17 protein-coding genes are annotated in these 17,774 nt (G+C 36.5%); 2 read left to right on the top strand and 15 right to left on the bottom strand.

Annotated features, from left to right (window positions below; translation table 11 throughout):
* Positions 1–83: 83 nt before the first annotated feature.
* Positions 84–953: a DUF808 domain-containing protein gene (locus tag ACM55I_RS02330; protein WP_416845169.1), complete on the bottom strand. Its 870-nt coding sequence runs from the start codon at positions 951–953 to the stop codon at positions 84–86.
* A 197-nt stretch (positions 954–1,150) separates the two neighbouring features.
* Here ACM55I_RS02330 and ACM55I_RS02325 point away from each other — a divergent pair, with 197 nt between their 5' ends.
* On the top strand, positions 1,151–1,618 hold the full coding sequence (locus ACM55I_RS02325) for an OsmC family protein (RefSeq protein WP_416845168.1): 468 nt from the start codon (positions 1,151–1,153) through the stop codon (positions 1,616–1,618).
* Positions 1,619–1,650: 32 nt separating this feature from the next.
* On the opposite strand, the gene ACM55I_RS02320 is transcribed toward ACM55I_RS02325, so the two are convergent.
* The 5 genes from ACM55I_RS02320 to clpB form a co-directional block, all read right to left on the bottom strand.
* Positions 1,651–2,298 carry an HAD family hydrolase gene (locus tag ACM55I_RS02320; RefSeq protein ID WP_416845167.1) on the bottom strand — a complete coding sequence of 216 codons (648 nt, stop codon included), beginning with the start codon at positions 2,296–2,298 and terminating at the stop codon, positions 1,651–1,653.
* A 121-nt stretch (positions 2,299–2,419) separates the two neighbouring features.
* Positions 2,420–3,019, bottom strand: coding sequence for a nitroreductase family protein (locus tag ACM55I_RS02315; protein WP_416845166.1), 600 nt, complete (start codon positions 3,017–3,019; stop codon positions 2,420–2,422).
* Positions 3,020–3,161: 142 nt separating this feature from the next.
* The gene (gene tnpA, locus ACM55I_RS02310) at positions 3,162–3,623 is read right to left on the bottom strand and encodes an IS200/IS605 family transposase (RefSeq protein ID WP_416845165.1); all 462 of its coding nucleotides are present in this window, start codon (positions 3,621–3,623) and stop codon (positions 3,162–3,164) included.
* 316 nt (positions 3,624–3,939) lie between these two features.
* On the bottom strand, positions 3,940–4,119 hold the full coding sequence (locus tag ACM55I_RS02305; RefSeq protein WP_416845164.1) for a hypothetical protein: 180 nt from the start codon (positions 4,117–4,119) through the stop codon (positions 3,940–3,942).
* Between the two features lie 540 nt (positions 4,120–4,659).
* Complete coding sequence (gene clpB, locus ACM55I_RS02300; RefSeq protein ID WP_416845163.1) at positions 4,660–7,263, bottom strand: ATP-dependent chaperone ClpB; 2,604 nt, start codon at positions 7,261–7,263, stop codon at positions 4,660–4,662.
* A gap of 144 nt (positions 7,264–7,407) precedes the next feature.
* On the opposite strand from clpB, the gene ytxJ reads away from it, so the two are divergent.
* Positions 7,408–7,797, top strand: a complete 390-nt coding sequence (gene ytxJ, locus ACM55I_RS02295; protein ID WP_416845162.1) for a bacillithiol system redox-active protein YtxJ — start codon at positions 7,408–7,410, stop codon at positions 7,795–7,797.
* 270 nt (positions 7,798–8,067) lie between these two features.
* Here ytxJ and argH read toward each other — a convergent pair whose 3' ends face one another.
* The 9 genes from argH to ACM55I_RS02250 form a co-directional block, all read right to left on the bottom strand.
* Complete coding sequence (gene argH, locus ACM55I_RS02290; RefSeq protein WP_416845161.1) at positions 8,068–9,348, bottom strand: argininosuccinate lyase; 1,281 nt, start codon at positions 9,346–9,348, stop codon at positions 8,068–8,070.
* A gap of 59 nt (positions 9,349–9,407) precedes the next feature.
* Positions 9,408–10,484 carry a M20 family metallo-hydrolase gene (locus ACM55I_RS02285; RefSeq protein WP_416845160.1) on the bottom strand — a complete coding sequence of 359 codons (1,077 nt, stop codon included), beginning with the start codon at positions 10,482–10,484 and terminating at the stop codon, positions 9,408–9,410.
* Positions 10,481–11,266, bottom strand: a complete 786-nt coding sequence (argB, locus tag ACM55I_RS02280) for an acetylglutamate kinase (RefSeq protein WP_416845159.1) — start codon at positions 11,264–11,266, stop codon at positions 10,481–10,483. Before argB ends, ACM55I_RS02285 begins: the two co-directional genes overlap by 4 nt.
* On the bottom strand, positions 11,256–12,203 hold the full coding sequence (locus tag ACM55I_RS02275; RefSeq protein WP_416845158.1) for an N-acetylornithine carbamoyltransferase: 948 nt from the start codon (positions 12,201–12,203) through the stop codon (positions 11,256–11,258). The genes argB and ACM55I_RS02275 overlap by 11 nt, the downstream gene beginning before the upstream one ends.
* 73 nt (positions 12,204–12,276) lie before the next feature.
* Positions 12,277–13,038 carry a glutamate 5-kinase gene (gene proB, locus ACM55I_RS02270; protein ID WP_416845157.1) on the bottom strand — a complete coding sequence of 254 codons (762 nt, stop codon included), beginning with the start codon at positions 13,036–13,038 and terminating at the stop codon, positions 12,277–12,279.
* A gap of 61 nt (positions 13,039–13,099) precedes the next feature.
* On the bottom strand, positions 13,100–14,296 hold the full coding sequence (locus ACM55I_RS02265; RefSeq protein ID WP_416845156.1) for a glutamate-5-semialdehyde dehydrogenase: 1,197 nt from the start codon (positions 14,294–14,296) through the stop codon (positions 13,100–13,102).
* A gap of 87 nt (positions 14,297–14,383) precedes the next feature.
* Positions 14,384–15,520, bottom strand: coding sequence for an aspartate aminotransferase family protein (locus ACM55I_RS02260; RefSeq protein WP_416845155.1), 1,137 nt, complete (start codon positions 15,518–15,520; stop codon positions 14,384–14,386).
* A 90-nt stretch (positions 15,521–15,610) separates the two neighbouring features.
* Positions 15,611–16,588: an N-acetyl-gamma-glutamyl-phosphate reductase gene (argC, locus tag ACM55I_RS02255; protein WP_416845154.1), complete on the bottom strand. Its 978-nt coding sequence runs from the start codon at positions 16,586–16,588 to the stop codon at positions 15,611–15,613.
* Positions 16,581–17,774: an argininosuccinate synthase gene (locus tag ACM55I_RS02250; protein ID WP_416845153.1), complete on the bottom strand. Its 1,194-nt coding sequence runs from the start codon at positions 17,772–17,774 to the stop codon at positions 16,581–16,583. Before ACM55I_RS02250 ends, argC begins: the two co-directional genes overlap by 8 nt.

Here is a 17,774-nt window from a genome sequence, read left to right as displayed (position 1 = left end):
GGCATAAAAAAACACCAGCCTTTCGACTGATGTTCTCCTTGTTTTTAAATTATGTATACTGCTAAAGTGTATTCAATTGCTGCTTACTTTTTGCCAATTATCTTTTTGAACAGGGTTACAATTCCCAAAACAATTCCCCCGATTAGAAGTCCGATTATAAATTCGGTTACGATGGAAGGCAATTGCGGTAATACATGATGTAAGAAATCGATATTATGTACAAATATGCCACCTGCCACTAATATCAGGGCGATTGTGCCTATTACGGATAGACTTTTGATGACTTTTGGCAGTGCTTGTACCAGAACAGTACCGATCGTTTTTGTAAAACTTTTTTCTTTGGAACTCAGTTGAATTAGTTTTAAACCTGCTTCATCCATTCGGACAATTAGGGCTACAATACCGTAAACACCAACTGTTGCGATTATTGCAATGATAGAAACAACAAGTATTTGTGATGAAATAGGCTTTCCAATTACGGTGCCCAGTGCAATAATTACGATTTCAACTGATAAAATAAAATCGGTTACGATGGCTGATTTTATTTTTCCCTTTTCGAAAGCTAATATTTGTTCTTCGGTCATCGGTTCCATTAAAATTTCGTGCTTTGCATGCTCATGCGGAAAGAAGTATTCGTATATTTTTTCGGCACCTTCGTAGGCTAAATAAAGCCCGCCAAGCACTAAGATTACGATAACAGCCACAGGTAAAAATGCACTCAACAGAAAAGCGATGGGTAAAATGATTACTTTATTAACAAAAGAACCTTTTGCAATTGCCCACAATACAGGAAGTTCTCTTGACGAAATAAATCCGGAAGCTTTTTCGGCATTTACGGCCAAGTCATCGCCTAAAATACCTGCCGTTTTTTTGGCTGCAATTTTACTCATTACTGCAACATCATCCATAATTGCTGCGATATCATCTAATAGTGCGAAAAAACCTGATGCCATTTTGATTGTTTTGTAAACTGCGTGGATTTTTGGGTTGATTACCCAAATTTAATCTCCGCGTTTTGATTGTTTATTGGTGCGAAGCTACTACTTTTTGATGTACTCTTTATAAAACGAGTGAATTTTTAGGCACTATTCACCCAAAACTTTTCTGTAGTAGCAGTACTGTTTTTGATTACTTTTGGAAAAAAAATAATATGGGGTTCAAACATGTATTTATAGCCAAATTAGATTGGCTTTTTTCTAAAAAGGAAGTGACAACATTTACTAAAAGTCATACCGTTACGATTGACGGTAAGGGTGTTCTACATGTTTCGGCTGCTAAAGCTTTCAAAGGAGATCCTGCTTTGTACAATCCTGAAGACCTGTTATTGAGCAGCGTGGTTTCCTGTCACATGATGTCTTACTTATATGTTTGTGAACAAAATGGTATTGACGTGGTGTCTTACACGGACGAAGCGGAGGCAACTCTCGAAGTTTTGCCCGACGCTAGCGGCCGTTTTACTATGATTAAACTGAATCCTAAAGTGCGTATCAGCAACAAAGGAAAAATTGAGGAAGCACTTAGCTTGCATAAAAAAGCAAACCAACTCTGTTTTATAGCTAATTCGTGTAATTTTCCAATTCTACACTTTCCCATTTGTGAAATTGCAGCTATAGATTAAAGCGGTTACGCACTTTTATTTTGGGATGCTGATTATAAAATAGCAATTAAATCAGCGGGTTGGTTTAATACATATTTTGCGCCATTTGAAATCAATTCTTCTTCTGGTCTGTAGCCCCATGAAACCCCGACGGCAAACATATTGGCATTCGTAGCCGTTTGCATATCAATACCGGAATCCCCTATGAAAATGATTTCTTCGGCTTTTAATCCAAAGTGTTTACTTATTTCCACTGTTTTAAACGGATTTGGTTTTTTTAGTGATTCTGTCGTCAAACCTACTATTGGATTAAAATAATCAGGAAATAGGGCTGTTGTAATTTCCTTTGTCAGGTCATCCGCTTTATTCGAGAATACACTTAGTTTTATATTGCGTGATTTTAATTCGTCTAATAATTCGAATATTCCATCATAGGCTTTTGTTTTACGCGTACAATTATCACGATATACTGCAACCATCAAATGGTAACAATGATCAATTTGTGTTTCCTCATTATGTGTTGCCGGCAAGGCTTTAGTGACCAAATTTCTAAGGCCACTACCAATGAAATATTGATAAGCATCATAATTGTGAGTAGGGAAGTTGAGGCCTTTAAGGACACTGTTCATCGCATCTGCAATGTCTTCCAGAGAATTCACCAGTGTTCCGTCTAAATCAAAAATAATTCCTTTAAATTTCATTTTATATTCTTTAAATCAATCGAAAGAATGTGTTTTTCGATTGTTGTTTTAGTATCAGCGGCAAAGGTAGGGATATTGTTTTTGTCTCTTAAAATGTAAAGCTGGTTTAATTCGTTTTAGTTTAAATAGTTTCAATTACACTCTCTTGTAATCTCCTGGATTTTGGTGTTATTTCAATTCGGTTAAAATCATCTTCCGAACCGTAACCTACGGCCATAGCAAAGAGTGGTTTGTAAGCTGCCATATTAAGAATGTCCCTGTATTTATCCGATTCAATACCTTCCATTGCTGTTGAATCCAGACCTAATGCAACACTAGCCGTCAAACCAACTCCCAAGGCGATGTACACTTGTTTGGACAGCCATATTTTCAAATCGGCTTCTGGCATACTTGCTTTCATTTGATTGTACCAATCCCTTCTGGCTTGCGGTAATTCGTTTTCTACTACTTTTTGAAAAGCATCCAAATCATCGGCCACACTAAAAACCACTAATAGTTGCGCTTGATTTATTTTTTCTTCATTATGCATGGAAACCGAAGCTAATTTTGCTTTAATTTCTGGATTCTGTACAAATGTAAATTTCCAAGGTTGAATATTTATAGAGGAAGGAGTGAGGCGTAAAACCTCTTTCAAATCTTCAATTTTTTCTTGTGGTATTGCCTTGTCAGCGATGTACCTCTTTGCTGTGTATCTTTTTTTTATTAATTCTAAAATATTCATGGTATATTTTTTAAACGGTTGTAATAGGATTAATTATAGCTGTAAAGTTAAGCTAATAATAGGTTTATACCACTTGATTGATGTAGTAGCGAATGGGCATTTTCTAATGGGTATGGAGTGCGGAGATTTCGTCCAGTCTGGCTTATTTCAGATGTTCAAAAATATACCTTTCATCAAACGGGACTTCAAACGTATCTAAAAATGCCAAATATTCCTCTTTGAAGGTTTGTTTCTTATGATGTTCTTCTTGATTGGCAATGTATTTATAAACACTATCAACTTGGGAATGGCTGTACGAAAAAACGCCATAACCTTCCTGCCATTCAAATCTTGATTTTGTCAATTGATGGTCATTGATATATTTGGATGATTTTGCTTTAATGGTTTTCATCAATTCGGAAATAGAAACCACTGGTTTCAATCCGATGAAACAATGCACGTGATCTTCAGCACCATTAACAATAATGGTTTTGCACCCAGTTTCATTAATCAAATTACCAATTACTCCCATTAATATAGATTTCCATTCCTTACTAATCACGGCTTCTCGATACTTTACTGCAAAAACTGCTTGAATGTAAACTTGATGATAGGTATTTGCCATATTTTTAGCTGAATCTTTATTCGTTTTTATTTTAATACCAACGGATTAAAATCCGTTGCTACAATATGAGCCGTTCCTATGGAACTTTTGCATGCGTTTTGTTTTGTTTTTAAAACCAACGGATTAAAATCCGATGCTAGAATATGTGTCGTTCCTATGGAACTTTTATATACGTTTTGTTTTTGATACCAACGGATTAAAATCCGTTGCTAGAATATGTGTCGTTCCTATGGAACTTTTGGATGCGTTTTGTTTTGTTTTTAACATCAACGGATTAAAATCCGTTGCTAGAATATGTGTCGTTCCTATGGAACTTTTACATACGTTTTGTTTTTGATACCCACGGATTAAAATCCGTTGCTACAATATGAGCCGTTCCTATGAAACTTTTACATACGTTTTGTTTTGTTTTTAAAACCAACGGATTAAAATCCGTTGCTACAATATGAGCCGTTCCTATGGAACTTTTGGATGCGTTTTGTTTTGTTTTTAACATCAACGGATTAAAATCCGTTGCTACAATATGAGCCGTTCCTATGGAACTTCTTCATACGTCTCAGAGCCATCGGCTCGACTCATTTTGTAAGGCTGGACTTTAGTCCAGTTGACATAAAGAAACTCCAGCATCATAAAGAGCCATCGGCTCGGCCCATATCAGTACTCCTCCAAAATTACCCTTTTTATAGTTTTGCTAAGATATAAATAATATACTACAAATTATTACGTAACCGTTTATTTGGAAAGGGTTAATAAAAAATCTAAATGGTTACCAAAGCAGTTTGTTTATCAAAATTTTATTTTGGAAAAAAGGTTGTAATGACTTAGCCCCGATGGAAGCAAGTATCCTTTTTTATAAACGCTTTTAACCTTATCAAAGTTTTGAACTGGGGTTAGGGTTACGTTTAAAAAAAGATACTGCGGACAGCGGGACAACTCGTGATGAAAAAACAAATCGTCTGCTCCTAAAAAAAACAGGATTGCATAAAAAAACACCAGCCTTTCGACCGATGTTTTCATTATTTTTAAATCATTCCGATTAAGAAACTAACTCGGTTTGATTTCTAAAAACGAGTTTCCCATCAAACGCATCTATTAAAACGATGCTGTCTGTAGTTATTTTTCCGGATAGAATTTCTTTGGATAATTCATTGAGCACATCTCTTTGAATCACTCTTTTCACGGGTCTTGCTCCAAATTGCGGATCATATCCTTTCTCCGATAAATAGGCAATGGCTTCCGGAGTCGCGTCCATCGTAATACCTTGTTGTGCCAGCATTTTGGTCACATTTTTCAGTTGTAAGCCTACAATTTGAGCAATATTTTCATTGGTAAGCGGTGTGAACATTACAATTTCGTCAATACGATTGATGAATTCCGGACGTACCGTTTGTTTCAATAATCCAAGAACTTCCACTTTTGCAGCTTCGGTTGCAGCTTCTACGCTTCCTTTTAGATTTTCAAATTTCTCCTGAATAATCTGACTTCCCATATTAGAAGTCATGATGATAATTGTGTTTTTGAAATCGGCTAAACGTCCTTTGTTATCTGTCAGACGTCCTTCATCCAAAACTTGTAGCAAGATATTAAACGTATCAGGATGCGCTTTTTCAATCTCATCCAATAATATTACGGAATACGGTTTTCTACGAACGGCTTCTGTCAATTGTCCGCCTTCCTCATAACCCACATATCCAGGAGGCGCACCAACCAAACGACTTACGCTGTGGCGTTCTTGGTACTCGCTCATGTCGATACGGGTCATCGCATTTTCATCGTCAAACAGGTATTCGGCTAAGGCTTTTGCCAATTCGGTTTTACCGACTCCCGTTGTGCCAAGGAAAAGAAAGGTCCCCACTGGTTTTTTCATATCCTGCAGTCCGGCTCGGCTTCTGCGCACGGCATCACTTACCGCCTGAATGGCTTCTTCCTGTCCTACGACTCTATGATGCAATTCATCTTCGAGTTTTAGTAGTTTTTCTCGTTCGCCCTGAAGCATTTTCATCACCGGAATTCCAGTCCATTTGGCTACCACTTCGGCAATGTCTTCGCGGGTAACTTCTTCTTTTATCAACGAAGTTCCAGATTGGTTTTCTTGTAATTCCTTGAGTAAAATAGCTAAACGTTCTTGCGCTTCTTTGATTTTACCATACCGAATTTCGGCTACTTTTCCATAATCACCATCCCGTTCGGCACGTTCGGCTTCGTATTTGAAGTCTTCAATTTCCGTTTTTACGCTTTGAATGTTATCGACTACATCTTTCTCTGATTTCCATTTGGCGTAGATTTCGTTGCGATCTTCTTTGAGATTCGCCAAATCCATTCCTAAAATTTTGAGTTTGCTTTCATCTTTTTCTCGTTTAATGGCTTCAATTTCAATTTCCAATTGCATGATTTTTCGATCCAAAACATCGAGTTCCTCCGGTTTCGAATTGATTTCCATACGCAATTTTGAAGCGGCTTCATCCATTAAATCGATAGCTTTATCCGGAAGAAAACGGTTCGTAATATAGCGTTGCGATAATTCGACAGCGGCAATAATAGCATCGTCTTTGATTTGGACTTTATGGTGCGTTTCGTATTTTTCTTTGATTCCACGCAAAATCGAAATAGCACTTTCGGTATCGGGCTCTTCGACCATTATTTTTTGGAAACGTCTTTCGAGCGCTTTATCTTTTTCAAAATATTTTTGATATTCGTCTAATGTTGTTGCCCCAATGGCACGCAGTTCCCCACGAGCCAACGCCGGTTTCAAAATATTTGCCGCATCCATGGCACCTTCGCCACCGCCGGCTCCCACAAGTGTATGGATTTCGTCAATGAATAAAACAATATCACCTTCGGCAGAAGTCACTTCTTTCACCACAGATTTTAATCGTTCCTCAAATTCCCCTTTGTATTTGGCACCGGCAATTAGTGCTCCCATATCAAGGGAATACACGATTTTATCTTTCAAATTGTCAGGAACATCTCCATCTACAATTCGGTGTGCCAATCCTTCGGCAATAGCGGTTTTTCCCACTCCGGGTTCTCCCACGAGCATTGGGTTGTTTTTAGTTCTGCGGGTTAGAATTTGTAATACCCTGCGAATTTCCTCATCACGGCCAATTACTGGATCGAGTTTGCCAGAGCGTGCCAATTCGTTGAGGTTTTTGGCATATTTATTTAAAGAATTATAGGTTTCCTCAGCAGAGGCAGAGGTTACCCGTTCTCCTTTTCGCAATTCTTCTATGGCGGCTTTTAATCCTTTTCCGGTTACGCCCTGATCTTTTAATATTTGAGCAGCCTTTGTTTTAGAATCAAAAATGGCTAAAATTAAATGCTCGACAGAAACAAATTCATCATTCATTTTTTTGGCAATAATCTCGGCTTCGTTTAGCGTTGTGTTAGCAGTTCTGGAAAGCATAATTTCGCCGCCGGAAACTTTTGGAAAACTCTGAATGGTGCTGTCTAATATTTGAAGAAACAGGGGTACGTTTACATTCAGTTTCTTTAATATAAAAGGCGCCACATTTTCATCTACTTCAAAAATAGCCTTGAAAATATGTTCGTTTTCTATTTGTTGTTGCCCGTGGCTTTGCGCCAATTGTTGGGAAAGCTGAATAGCTTCCTGGGATTTGATTGTAAATTTATTTATGTTCATGATGGTTATTGTTTTGGTGTTATTTGACTAACTTTGCGAATCAATATTCAATTTATATTCCAATATAATAATACAGACAAATTGACGGAAATTGCATGGTTTTTATCATACTTTAAAGTCAAAATGTCCTTAAACAAGACAATTATGAGTTTTTTTCAAAATATTTTTAACAGTTCAGACGACAAGGATTTAAATGAAAATAAAATCAATTGGAATGAACTAACCGATTTAGGTCAACTGAATGAAATTATTGCTATTTCGAATGAAAAACCAGTAGCAATTTTTAAACACAGTACCCGATGCAGCGTAAGTAGGATGGCGCTGAAACAATTTGAAAATGAGTTTAATAGCGCAGATAAAGTTACGCCTTATTTTTTAGATTTAATAGCGCATCGCGATATTTCTAATGAAATTGCAACTCGTTTTGGAGTGACACATCAATCGCCACAATTGATATTAATTAAAGAAGGGAAAACTATTTATAATGTTTCGCACAGTGATATTGATGCGGAGGAACTGAAAGGGAAGTTGTAAATAGTAGGTTCTAGGTGTTCTTTTTGATCGTATTAAATTTATGGTTATTCTGTTGTATCAATAGCCGTTGGTTTTAACCAGCGGAATTTAAGATTTTGAAAGAATTGGCTATAGCCAAAATTGTTCAACCATTTTGGCTAAAGCCAATTCTTTCTTTTACATTTTATCGTTGGTTAAAACCAACGGCAATTAATAGAGCAATTTTAAAAACAAAAAAATCCATTCGCTTAAACGAATGGATTTTTTTGCAACAACTATTTTGGTTTTGAATTAATAAGAATCTCTCATCTTCCTTTTTATTTCCTTTAAACACAAATTGTTAATACTTCCTTCGTGCGTATGTTTGGTTTCTTTTGGCGATTTGAAAGTGCCATTTTCCAGTTGCTCTGCAACTACTTTGTAGGCATCTCTAAAAGGCATTCCGGCAACAACCATTTCGTTTAAAGTATCAACGGTGAACAGATAATTGTATTTAGGATCGTCTAATATGTGTTCTTTTACTTTAATATCTTTTATAGCAAAAATAGCGATGTCCAAACACGCTTTTAGGTTTTGAATCGCTGGAAATAATCCTTCTTTCAAAAGTTGTAAATCTCTATGATAACCGCTTGGCAAGTTGTTGGTAATTAAAGTAATTTCATAGGGCAAGGCTTGAATTTTGTTACATTTTCCACGAATCAATTCAAAAACATCCGGGTTTTTCTTGTGTGGCATAATGCTCGAACCTGTTGTAAGATGGGCAGGCAAAGTGATGAAATCAAAATTCTGGCTCATATACAAACAAACATCCATAGAAAACTTTGCCAAAGTTGCAGCAACACTACTCATGGCAAAAGCAACCGTTTTTTCTGATTTTCCACGGCTCATTTGTGCCGCTACAGAATTGAATTTTAAGGTTTCAAACCCTAATTCCTTTGTGGTGAATGTTCTGTTAATTGGGAAGGAACTTCCATAACCTGCAGCCGAACCTAATGGATTTTGGTCCACGATTTTCAAAGCTGCATTTAGCATTGTTATGTCATCAATCAAAGTTTCAGCGTAAGCAGAAAACCACATTCCAAAAGAAGAAGGCATCGCAATTTGAAGGTGTGTGTAGCCTGGTAATAACACATTTTGATGTTTTTCGGCCGATTCCATTAGCAAATCAAACAAGTTCTTTACTTGCTCCTTAAGTTCTTTAACGACGTCTTTTAGATACAAATTAACGTCTACTAAAACTTGGTCGTTACGAGAGCGAGCGGTATGGATTTTTTTTCCGGCATCGCCTAGTTTTACAGTTAACAGATACTCGATTTTAGAATGTACGTCTTCAAAATTATCTTCGATTTCGAAATTTCCTTTTTCTGCATCAATAATAATATCTTCTAAAGCGAGTACTAAAGAATCCGTTTCGGAAGTTGTCAAAAGTCCGATTTGGTGCAGCATTTTAGCGTGAGCAATAGAGCCTAAAGCATCGTATTTGGCCAGAACTAAATCCAGTTCTCTGTCGTTACCAACGGTGAAATGTTCGATTTGTTTATCTGTTGGTATTCCTTTTTCCCAAAGTTTCATAATTAGATTTTTAGATTTTTAGACAGTTAGATTTTTAGACTTCTAAGGAGTCTAAAAATCTAAGAAGTCTGAATAAAGAAGTCTGAAAGTATTTTGATATACAATTGAATTCCTTCTTCTATTTCGTTTATAAATATAAATTCGTCTGCCGAATGTGACCTCAAGGTTTCTCCGGGGCCTAATTTTAAGGATTTACAACTCAAAACCGATTGATCCGAAAGGGTAGGCGAGCCGTATGTTGTTCTTCCTAATGCGATTCCGGCTTGAACTAATCCGTGTGCAACGGGAATCGATGAGGCGTTTAAATGCATGGAACGCGGATTTATTTCGGCGGTCAAATGTCTTTTTACGGTTTCCAAAATTTCGGGATTGCTGTAACAATCATTCACGCGAATATCAACAACCAAATGACATTCGGCAGGAACTACGTTGTGTTGTTTTCCAGCGGTTACTTGTGTTACGGTCATTTTTACTGGACCTAAAACGGCCGATATTTTTTCAAATTGATAGCTGTTAAACCATTCAATAACGGGTATCGCATTGTAAATAGGATTATCCGGATTGTTGTGCGCGGCGTGGCTTGCCGTACCTTTTACGATGACATCGAGTACTAATAACCCTTTTTCGGCTACGGCCAATTGCATTAAAGTAGGTTCGCCAACAATGGCACATTCCAGTTCCGGTAAATGTTTTAAAACGCTGTTTAATCCGTTTTTTCCGCTGCTTTCTTCTTCGGCTGAAGCGACCATCACAATATTGTAAGGCAACTTTTCATTCGAATAAAAATGAATAAAAGTGGCTAAAAGCGAAACCAGACAACCTCCCGCATCATTGCTTCCCAGTCCAAATAATTTACCGTCTTTTACGATGGCTTCAAATGGATCGTTGGTATAGCCTTGGTTTGGTTTTACGGTATCGTGGTGTGAATTCAGTAAAAGTGTTGGCTTGGTGGTGTCAAAATGTTTATTGAAAGCCCAAATGTTATTATTCTCTCTTTCGAAAGAGATACTATTTTGTGTAAACCAATTTTCGATTAAAAGTGCTGTTTGGTCTTCTTCACTTGAAAATGAAGGCGTTTCAATCAGTGCTTTTAATAACGAAATGGCTTCTTGTGTAAGGATTTCTATACTCTTCATAGTGTAATTGTAGTGTACAATGCCGTTTTGTCTTGCAACATGCGGTGATGACCAATTTTTATTTTTTGAACTCCTTTGGACAAACTATTGAAACAGTTGTCTAATTTAGGAATCATACCGGAATGTATCGCTTTTTCGGCTTTTAATTTGGAATATAATTCTGGATTGATGTTCTCAATTACCGAAGAATCATCTTCGGCATCATATAAAACGCCCGGTTTTTCGAAGCAATAATTCAAAGTGACATCAAAAACTTCCGATAAAGCAATCGCCAATTCACTGGCAATGGTATCCGCATTTGTGTTTAATAATTGCCCTTTTCCGTCGTGTGTTATCGCGCAAAATACAGGAACTATTCCATTTGAAAGTAACGTTTCCAACAATTCCGTATTAACTTTTTTTACATCGCCCACAAAACCATAATTGATTGTTGGGTGGTTTCTTTTATCCGATTGAATTAAATTTCCATCCGCACCAGAAAATCCCATCGCATTGGTGGAATTTGCTTGCAATTGAGCAACGATATTTTTATTGATTTGACCTGCATAAGTCATTACAACTACCTCAAGCATAGCGGAATCGGTGATGCGTCTTCCATCAATCATTTGAGGGAATAAACCAATGCTTTCCGCCATTTTAGTAGCTAATTTTCCGCCGCCATGAACGAGAATTTTATAACCTTCAATCTTAGAAAAATCAGCTAAAAACTGTGATAATTCTGTTGGGTTATCAATGATGTTTCCTCCAATTTTTATTATTGTTAGCGGTTTTTTATTTTCCATTTTCCAATATTTTTTGCAACACTAATTGCGCGGCATAGGTTCTGTTATTGGCTTGTTCGATAACAATGGAGTTTTCGCTGTCAATCACTTCATCCGTAACAATTACATTACGTCTTACCGGTAAACAATGCATGAATTTAGCATTGTTGGTCAGTTTCATTTTATCGGCAGTTACGGTCCAGTTTGGATCAGAATTTGTAATCTGACCATACTCGTTATAATTGCTCCAGTTTTTGGCGTAAATGAAATCGGCGTTTTCGAAAGCTTTGTCTTGGTCGTATTCAATCTTGGAATCTTTCGTGATTTCAGGATTCAATTCGTATCCTTCCGGATGCGTAATGACAAAATCTGCATCTTGTAACTGCATCATTTGCACGAAGGAATTGGGAACAGCCTGAGGTAATGCTCTGGGATGCGGCGCCCAAGTCAAAACTACTTTTGGTCTGTGTTCTGTTTTGTGTTCTGCCATTGTAATGGCATCGGCAAGGGATTGTAAAGGATGTCCTGTGGCACTTTCCATATTAACAACAGGCACCGTGGCGTATTTTAAGAAACCCATAAGAACGGTTTCGGCATTGTCTTTTTCTTTGTCTACCAATCCGGCAAAAGCTCTGATGGCAATAATATCGCAATATTGAGAAACTACTGCTGCCGCTTCTTTAATATGTTCCGAAGCACCGGAATTCATGATAGCACCATCTTCAAATTCTAATGTCCAACCTTCACTGGTGAAATTCATTACCATGACGTTCATTCCTAAATTCAAAGCTGCTTTTTGTGTACTCAAACGTGTTCTTAAACTGGAATTAAAAAACAACATTCCTAAGGTTTTGTTCTTACCCAGTTTTTTGTTTTTAAGGGGTTTTTTCTTGATTTTTAATGCTTCTTTGACCCATTTGTTGAGCGAATCTATGTTTTGTATGGAGATGTAGTTCATTGTAGTTGTGAATTATAAATTATGAATTATGAATTGTCCAAAAATCTAACAATCTAAAAATCCAATATTCGAATTAAATTATTTTAGTAAAAGGGATTTCGTTTTTTAAAGCTTTCAAAATAAAATTGTCTTCCAATCCATTGACAATCCAGGTTTCGATATTGGCGGCTTTGGCAATTGCCGTAGCTTCAATTTTAGATTGCATTCCGCCAGTTCCGTGCGAAGATTTAGAATCCCCAATCTCTTTTTCCAATACTTTTAAATCGGTTACCAAAGAAATAGTCTCAGGAACGGCATCATGAATGGATGATTTGGTGTAAATCCCGTTGGTATTGGTAGCAATAATCAGAATGTCAACATTTAATAAAACGGCGGTTAAAGCGGCTAATTTATCATTGTCGCCAAACTGAATCTCATCCGTTGCCACAGTATCATTTTCATTGATAATCGGAATGTAATTATTTTTGACCAACACATTGATGGTGTTTACGATATTTACTTTGGCTTGCTCTTTTTCAAAATCAGAATAAGAAAGTAAACATTGCGAAATGAGCAATCCTAAATCGCTGAAATTTTCATGATAAATCCGCATCAAATGAGGCTGGCCAATTGAAGCCAACGCTTGCTTTACAAAAACATCTTTGTCTTGACTTTCTAGTTTAACAAATTGTTTGGCAGCTGCAATCGCACCGGAACTAACAATTACAAATTCATAATCGTCTCTCAATGCTGCTATTTGCATTCCAATATCTTCAATCTTTCCTCTCGAAATGTGATTGGTTTCTTTGGTTAACGTATTGCTTCCTAACTTTAATAAAATTCTTTTTTTAGCCATTTTTATTATTTCTACTTTCAATCTGCAATCAAAAATCGTTAATCTTCAATCAAAAATCTTTTTACCGGATTTGTCCATTTCCGTAAATATACCACTTATTAGTAACTAAATGTTGCAAACCAATTGGTCCACGTTGGTGTAATTTGTCTGTGCTTATCGCCAATTCGCCACCTAAACCAAATTGTCCACCATCCGTGAATCGGGTAGAGGCATTTTGATACACGGCTGCCGTATCTACATTTTCCATGAATTCTTGGGCAATTGCATCATTTTTTGTGATTATCGAAGCGGAATGTCCGCCACAATATTTATTTATTTTGTCAATTGCTTCTTGATCCGAATTGGTTGTTCCAATAACAATTTTATAATCTAAAAACTCTTCATACCAAATTAAATCAGATTCGATCTGAGGAACGTTTGTTACTCTCGAAATACTTTCATCTCCTAAAACGGTAACGTTTCTTTGTTGTAATTCCTCAACTATTTTGATAGCAAAAGCTTCCCAATTTTCAAGATTTGTGTCAATTAAAACTTTATCTAAAGCATTGCAAACCGATATATTTGAGGTCTTTCCGTTAATAATAATATCAAGTGCTTTTTCTAAATCAGCTTCCTTATTTACATACACAAAATTATTTCCTCGACCACTTATAATCACTGGACAGGTGGCGTGTTTTTTTACAAAAGCAATTAATTTTTCGCCACCACGAGGAACGATTAAGTCCACTTTTTGTGTCGGTTTCTCTAAAAATGCCTGCGTTTCTTCCCGATTGTAATTCAAGTATTCCACCCATTCTGTAGCCACATTGTTAGCTGTTAAAGCTTGATGCCACAATTCTACAATTTTCAAGTTGGATTGTAAAGATTCTTTTCCGCCTTTCAATAAAATTTTATTTCCGGATTTGAAAGCAATTCCACCAGCTTCAACAGTAACATCAGGTCTGGATTCATAAATAATCATGATGGTTCCAAAAGCCGCTGTTTTATTGATTACTTTCATTCCATTTTCATGGTCGAAATTAAAACGCTCTACGCCAATAGGATCTTCTTGACTGGCCAATTGTTGCATGGATAAAATCATACCGTCAATTTTGGCGTCATCAACCAATAAACGTTTTTCCATGGCCAAGTCATCTCCAGAATAATTATTAATATCCTGTTGATTTATAGTCTTAAGATTGGCTCTTTCTTGTTCAAGAAGTTCAGCCATATGGCTTAAAACTGAATTTCGTTTTTCTATTGGTAATACGTGGTTCATTAGTTTTTGGTTTACTATTTTAGAAAAAAATCTAAGTATATAAGTCACATAAGTTTAGGAGCTTAGATGACTTATATGTTTAAAAAATCATTTCAATTCTGCCAATGTTTCTTTTAAAGCTATAATAAAGGTATCAATTGCTTCCTTCTTGATTGTCAATGGAGGAAGGATTCTTAATAAGTTTTTATTATTAGCATTTCCCGTAAAAATATGTTTGTCCATAATCATTTTTTTACGAAGAGCACTTACGTCAAAATCAAATTCTACACCTAGCATTAATCCTTTTCCTTTTACTTTAATAACTTCAGGAACTTGTTGGATTGCCTCTAAAAAATAGGCGTAAACGTCGTTTACGTTATCCATTAATTTTTGGCTCTCAATCACATCCAAAACCGCTATTCCAGCAGCGCAAGCCAAATGGTTTCCACCAAAAGTAGTTCCCAATAATCCATAACTCGCTGTGAATTTTGGAGAAATCAAGATTCCACCAATAGGAAATCCGTTGCCCATTCCTTTGGCCAAGCAAATAATATCTGCTTTGATGTTATGGTGTTGATGGGCAAAAAACTTTCCGCTTCTTCCGTATCCTGATTGCACTTCGTCCAAAATCAAAACGGCATCGTAAGTCTCACACATTTTTTCTAATGCCTGAAAAAATTCAGTTGTTCCTTGGTCTAAACCACCAACTCCTTGAATTCCCTCAATAATAACAGAAGAAACATCACCTTTTTTTAGTTCGTTTTCTACCAATTCGATGTTATTCAATGGCAAAAAAGTAACAATTTGTTGGGCATTGATCGGCGCAACAATTTTTTTGTTATCTGTCACCGCAACGGCCGCTGAAGTTCTCCCGTGAAAGGAATTATCAAAAGCAATTACACGAGATTTATTGTTATGAAAAGAGGCTAATTTCAAGGCGTTTTCATTGGCCTCAGCTCCAGAACTGCATAAAAATAAAGTGTAGTCTTCCAATCCGGAAAGTTTTCCTAATTTTTCGGCTAATTCTACTTGCAATGGATTCTGAATCGCATTGGAATAAAAACCAATATTATCCAATTGATTTTTTAATTTGGCAACATAATCAGGTTGTGTGTGTCCGATGGAAATTACTCCATGACCACCATATAAATCTAAATATTCCACTCCGTTTTCGTCTGTAATCGTGCAATCCAGTGCTTTTACAGGAGTGATGTTGTATAATGGGTAAACGTCAAATAAGTTCATTTTTTAATTATTTTAAATGTTGAATTTTAAATTTTAAATGAATCGATTTTTAAATTTAGAATTTAAAATTTATCATTTAAAACAGAAAAATTAGAATCCGCTTGGTTTCAAATGCAATCCCGTACTTTCATCCAATCCAAACATTAAATTCATGTTTTGAATGGCTTGTCCTGAGGCTCCTTTTGTTAAATTATCAATTACTGAAGTAATCAATAACCGGTTTCCTTTTTTCATTAAACTAATAATACATTTATTGGTTTGAACCACTTGTTTCATGTTGATCCCATTGGTAGTAACGGTTACGAAAGGTTGGTCTTTGTAAAAAGCCTCGTATTTTGCAACCACATCTTCCAGGCTTTCTTCGATTGTTGTGTATAATGTTGCAAAAATCCCTCTGGCAAAATCACCTCTGTTAGGCACAAAAATCAATTCGTTGGTATAATCCGCTTGCAATTGGTTGACACTTTGGTTTATTTCTCCCAAATGTTGGTGCTCAAAAGCTTTGTAATGCGACATATTATTCGATCTCCAACTAAAATGCGTCGTTTCCGAAGGCGATACTCCAGCTCCCGTGCTTCCGGTTGTGGCATTGATATGAACGTCAGTCGTAAGCATTTCGTGTTTTGCCAATGGCAATAAAGCCAGTTGAATCGCTGTTGCAAAACAACCCGGATTTGCTATAAATTGTGCGTTTTTTATAGTCGCTTTATTCAATTCAGGTAAACCGTAGACGAAAGATTTATCTTCTAAGTCTTTGTCTTTTGTCAATCTGAAATCATTTCCTAAATCGATGATTTTGGTATGGCTCGCAAATTGGTTTTGCTCCAAAAATGATTTTGATTTACCGTGTCCTAAGCATAAGAAAACAACATTCACATTTGGATTTACAGTATCGGTAAAATTCATTTCGATATCACCCATTAAATCATGATGCGCAACCGAAAGTGGTTTCCCGGCGTTTGTTGTACTGTAAACAAAATCAAGTGTAGCATTGGGATGAAACATCAATATTCTGATGAGTTCCCCCGCTGTGTACCCCGAACCACCAATTATTCCAATATTAATCATGTGTCAGTTTATTTACAGATGAAAATATGTTTTGGGCATTTCCAAGAATTTTGATAAATCCTTTGGCATCGTCCGATGTCCAGGCGTTGTTCATTTCTCCATATTGACCAAAAGAGGTATTCATCAAATCATTTTCAGATTCAATTCCGTCCAATGTAAAGTGATATGGTTTTAAAGAAACGATAACGGTTCCGTTTACAGTCGTTTGAGTGTCTTCCAGGAAAGCCTCGATATTTCTCATCACAGGGTCCAAGAATTGTCCTTCATGAAACAACATACCGTACCAGTTCCCTAGTTGTTCTTTCCAGTATTGTTGCCATTTACCCAGCGTATGTTTCTCTAATAAATGGTGTGCTTTGATGATGATTAAAGGAGCAGCGGCTTCAAAACCAACTCTTCCTTTAATTCCGATAATGGTGTCGCCTACGTGTGTGTCTCTACCTATAGCATAAGCGTTTGCCAGTTTTTCTAATGCAACGATGTTTTTTATTGGGGTGTCCAATGTCCCGTTGATGCCTACTAATTGTCCTTTTTCAAATTGTAGCGTTACTTTCTCTTCACCCGTTTTTTGCAATTGCGAAGGATAAGCTTCACTTGGTAAAGTTTGATTTGAGGTCAATGTTTCTTTACCGCCTACGCTTGTTCCCCACAATCCTTTATTAATGGAATATTGTGCTTTTTCCCAAGAATAATGAACTCCATTTTTAGATAAATAATCCACTTCTTCCTGTCTTGATAATTTCAAATCTCTGATTGGAGTGATGATTTCAATTTCGGGAGCGATGGTTTGGAAAATTAAATCAAAACGAATTTGGTCATTTCCTGCACCAGTACTTCCGTGAGCAATTGCTTCGGCACCAACAGATTTTGCGTATTTAATCGCTTCGATAGCTTGAAAAACACGTTCTGCACTTACGGATAATGGGTAGGTATTGTTTTTTAATACATTTCCATAAATCAAATATTTAATGGCTTTATCGTAATATTTATCAACGATGGTAAGATTTGCATGTTGCGCACTTCCTAATTCGTAGGCTCTTTCTTCGATAGCGGCTAGTTCAGCTTCATCAAATCCTCCTGTATTTATAAGAACGGTATGAACTTCATATCCTTTTTCGTTTTTTAAATATTTTAGGCAATAAGAGGTGTCTAATCCTCCACTATAAGCTAATACAACTTTTTTCAT

The sequence above is a fragment of the Flavobacterium algoris genome, assembly GCF_048158525.1.
Classification (GTDB): Bacteria; Bacteroidota; Bacteroidia; order Flavobacteriales; family Flavobacteriaceae; genus Flavobacterium; species Flavobacterium algoris.
Note: the sequence above shows the minus strand (reverse complement) of the source record. Positions and strands in the feature narration are given on the sequence as shown.

Coding starts and splice junctions, on each gene's coding strand:
- ACM55I_RS02330 (WP_416845169.1), bottom strand. CDS start 953: ATGGCATCAGGTTTTTTCGCACTATTAGATGATATCGCAGCAATTATG.
- ACM55I_RS02325 (WP_416845168.1), top strand. CDS start 1,151: ATGGGGTTCAAACATGTATTTATAGCCAAATTAGATTGGCTTTTTTCT.
- ACM55I_RS02320 (WP_416845167.1), bottom strand. CDS start 2,298: ATGAAATTTAAAGGAATTATTTTTGATTTAGACGGAACACTGGTGAAT.
- ACM55I_RS02315 (WP_416845166.1), bottom strand. CDS start 3,019: ATGAATATTTTAGAATTAATAAAAAAAAGATACACAGCAAAGAGGTAC.
- tnpA (WP_416845165.1), bottom strand. CDS start 3,623: ATGGCAAATACCTATCATCAAGTTTACATTCAAGCAGTTTTTGCAGTA.
- ACM55I_RS02305 (WP_416845164.1), bottom strand. CDS start 4,119: ATGTTAAAAACAAAACAAAACGCATCCAAAAGTTCCATAGGAACGGCT.
- clpB (WP_416845163.1), bottom strand. CDS start 7,263: ATGAACATAAATAAATTTACAATCAAATCCCAGGAAGCTATTCAGCTT.
- ytxJ (WP_416845162.1), top strand. CDS start 7,408: ATGAGTTTTTTTCAAAATATTTTTAACAGTTCAGACGACAAGGATTTA.
- argH (WP_416845161.1), bottom strand. CDS start 9,348: ATGAAACTTTGGGAAAAAGGAATACCAACAGATAAACAAATCGAACAT.
- ACM55I_RS02285 (WP_416845160.1), bottom strand. CDS start 10,484: ATGAAGAGTATAGAAATCCTTACACAAGAAGCCATTTCGTTATTAAAA.
- argB (WP_416845159.1), bottom strand. CDS start 11,266: ATGGAAAATAAAAAACCGCTAACAATAATAAAAATTGGAGGAAACATC.
- ACM55I_RS02275 (WP_416845158.1), bottom strand. CDS start 12,203: ATGAACTACATCTCCATACAAAACATAGATTCGCTCAACAAATGGGTC.
- proB (WP_416845157.1), bottom strand. CDS start 13,038: ATGGCTAAAAAAAGAATTTTATTAAAGTTAGGAAGCAATACGTTAACC.
- ACM55I_RS02265 (WP_416845156.1), bottom strand. CDS start 14,296: ATGAACCACGTATTACCAATAGAAAAACGAAATTCAGTTTTAAGCCAT.
- ACM55I_RS02260 (WP_416845155.1), bottom strand. CDS start 15,520: ATGAACTTATTTGACGTTTACCCATTATACAACATCACTCCTGTAAAA.
- argC (WP_416845154.1), bottom strand. CDS start 16,588: ATGATTAATATTGGAATAATTGGTGGTTCGGGGTACACAGCGGGGGAA.
- ACM55I_RS02250 (WP_416845153.1), bottom strand. CDS start 17,774: ATGAAAAAAGTTGTATTAGCTTATAGTGGAGGATTAGACACCTCTTAT.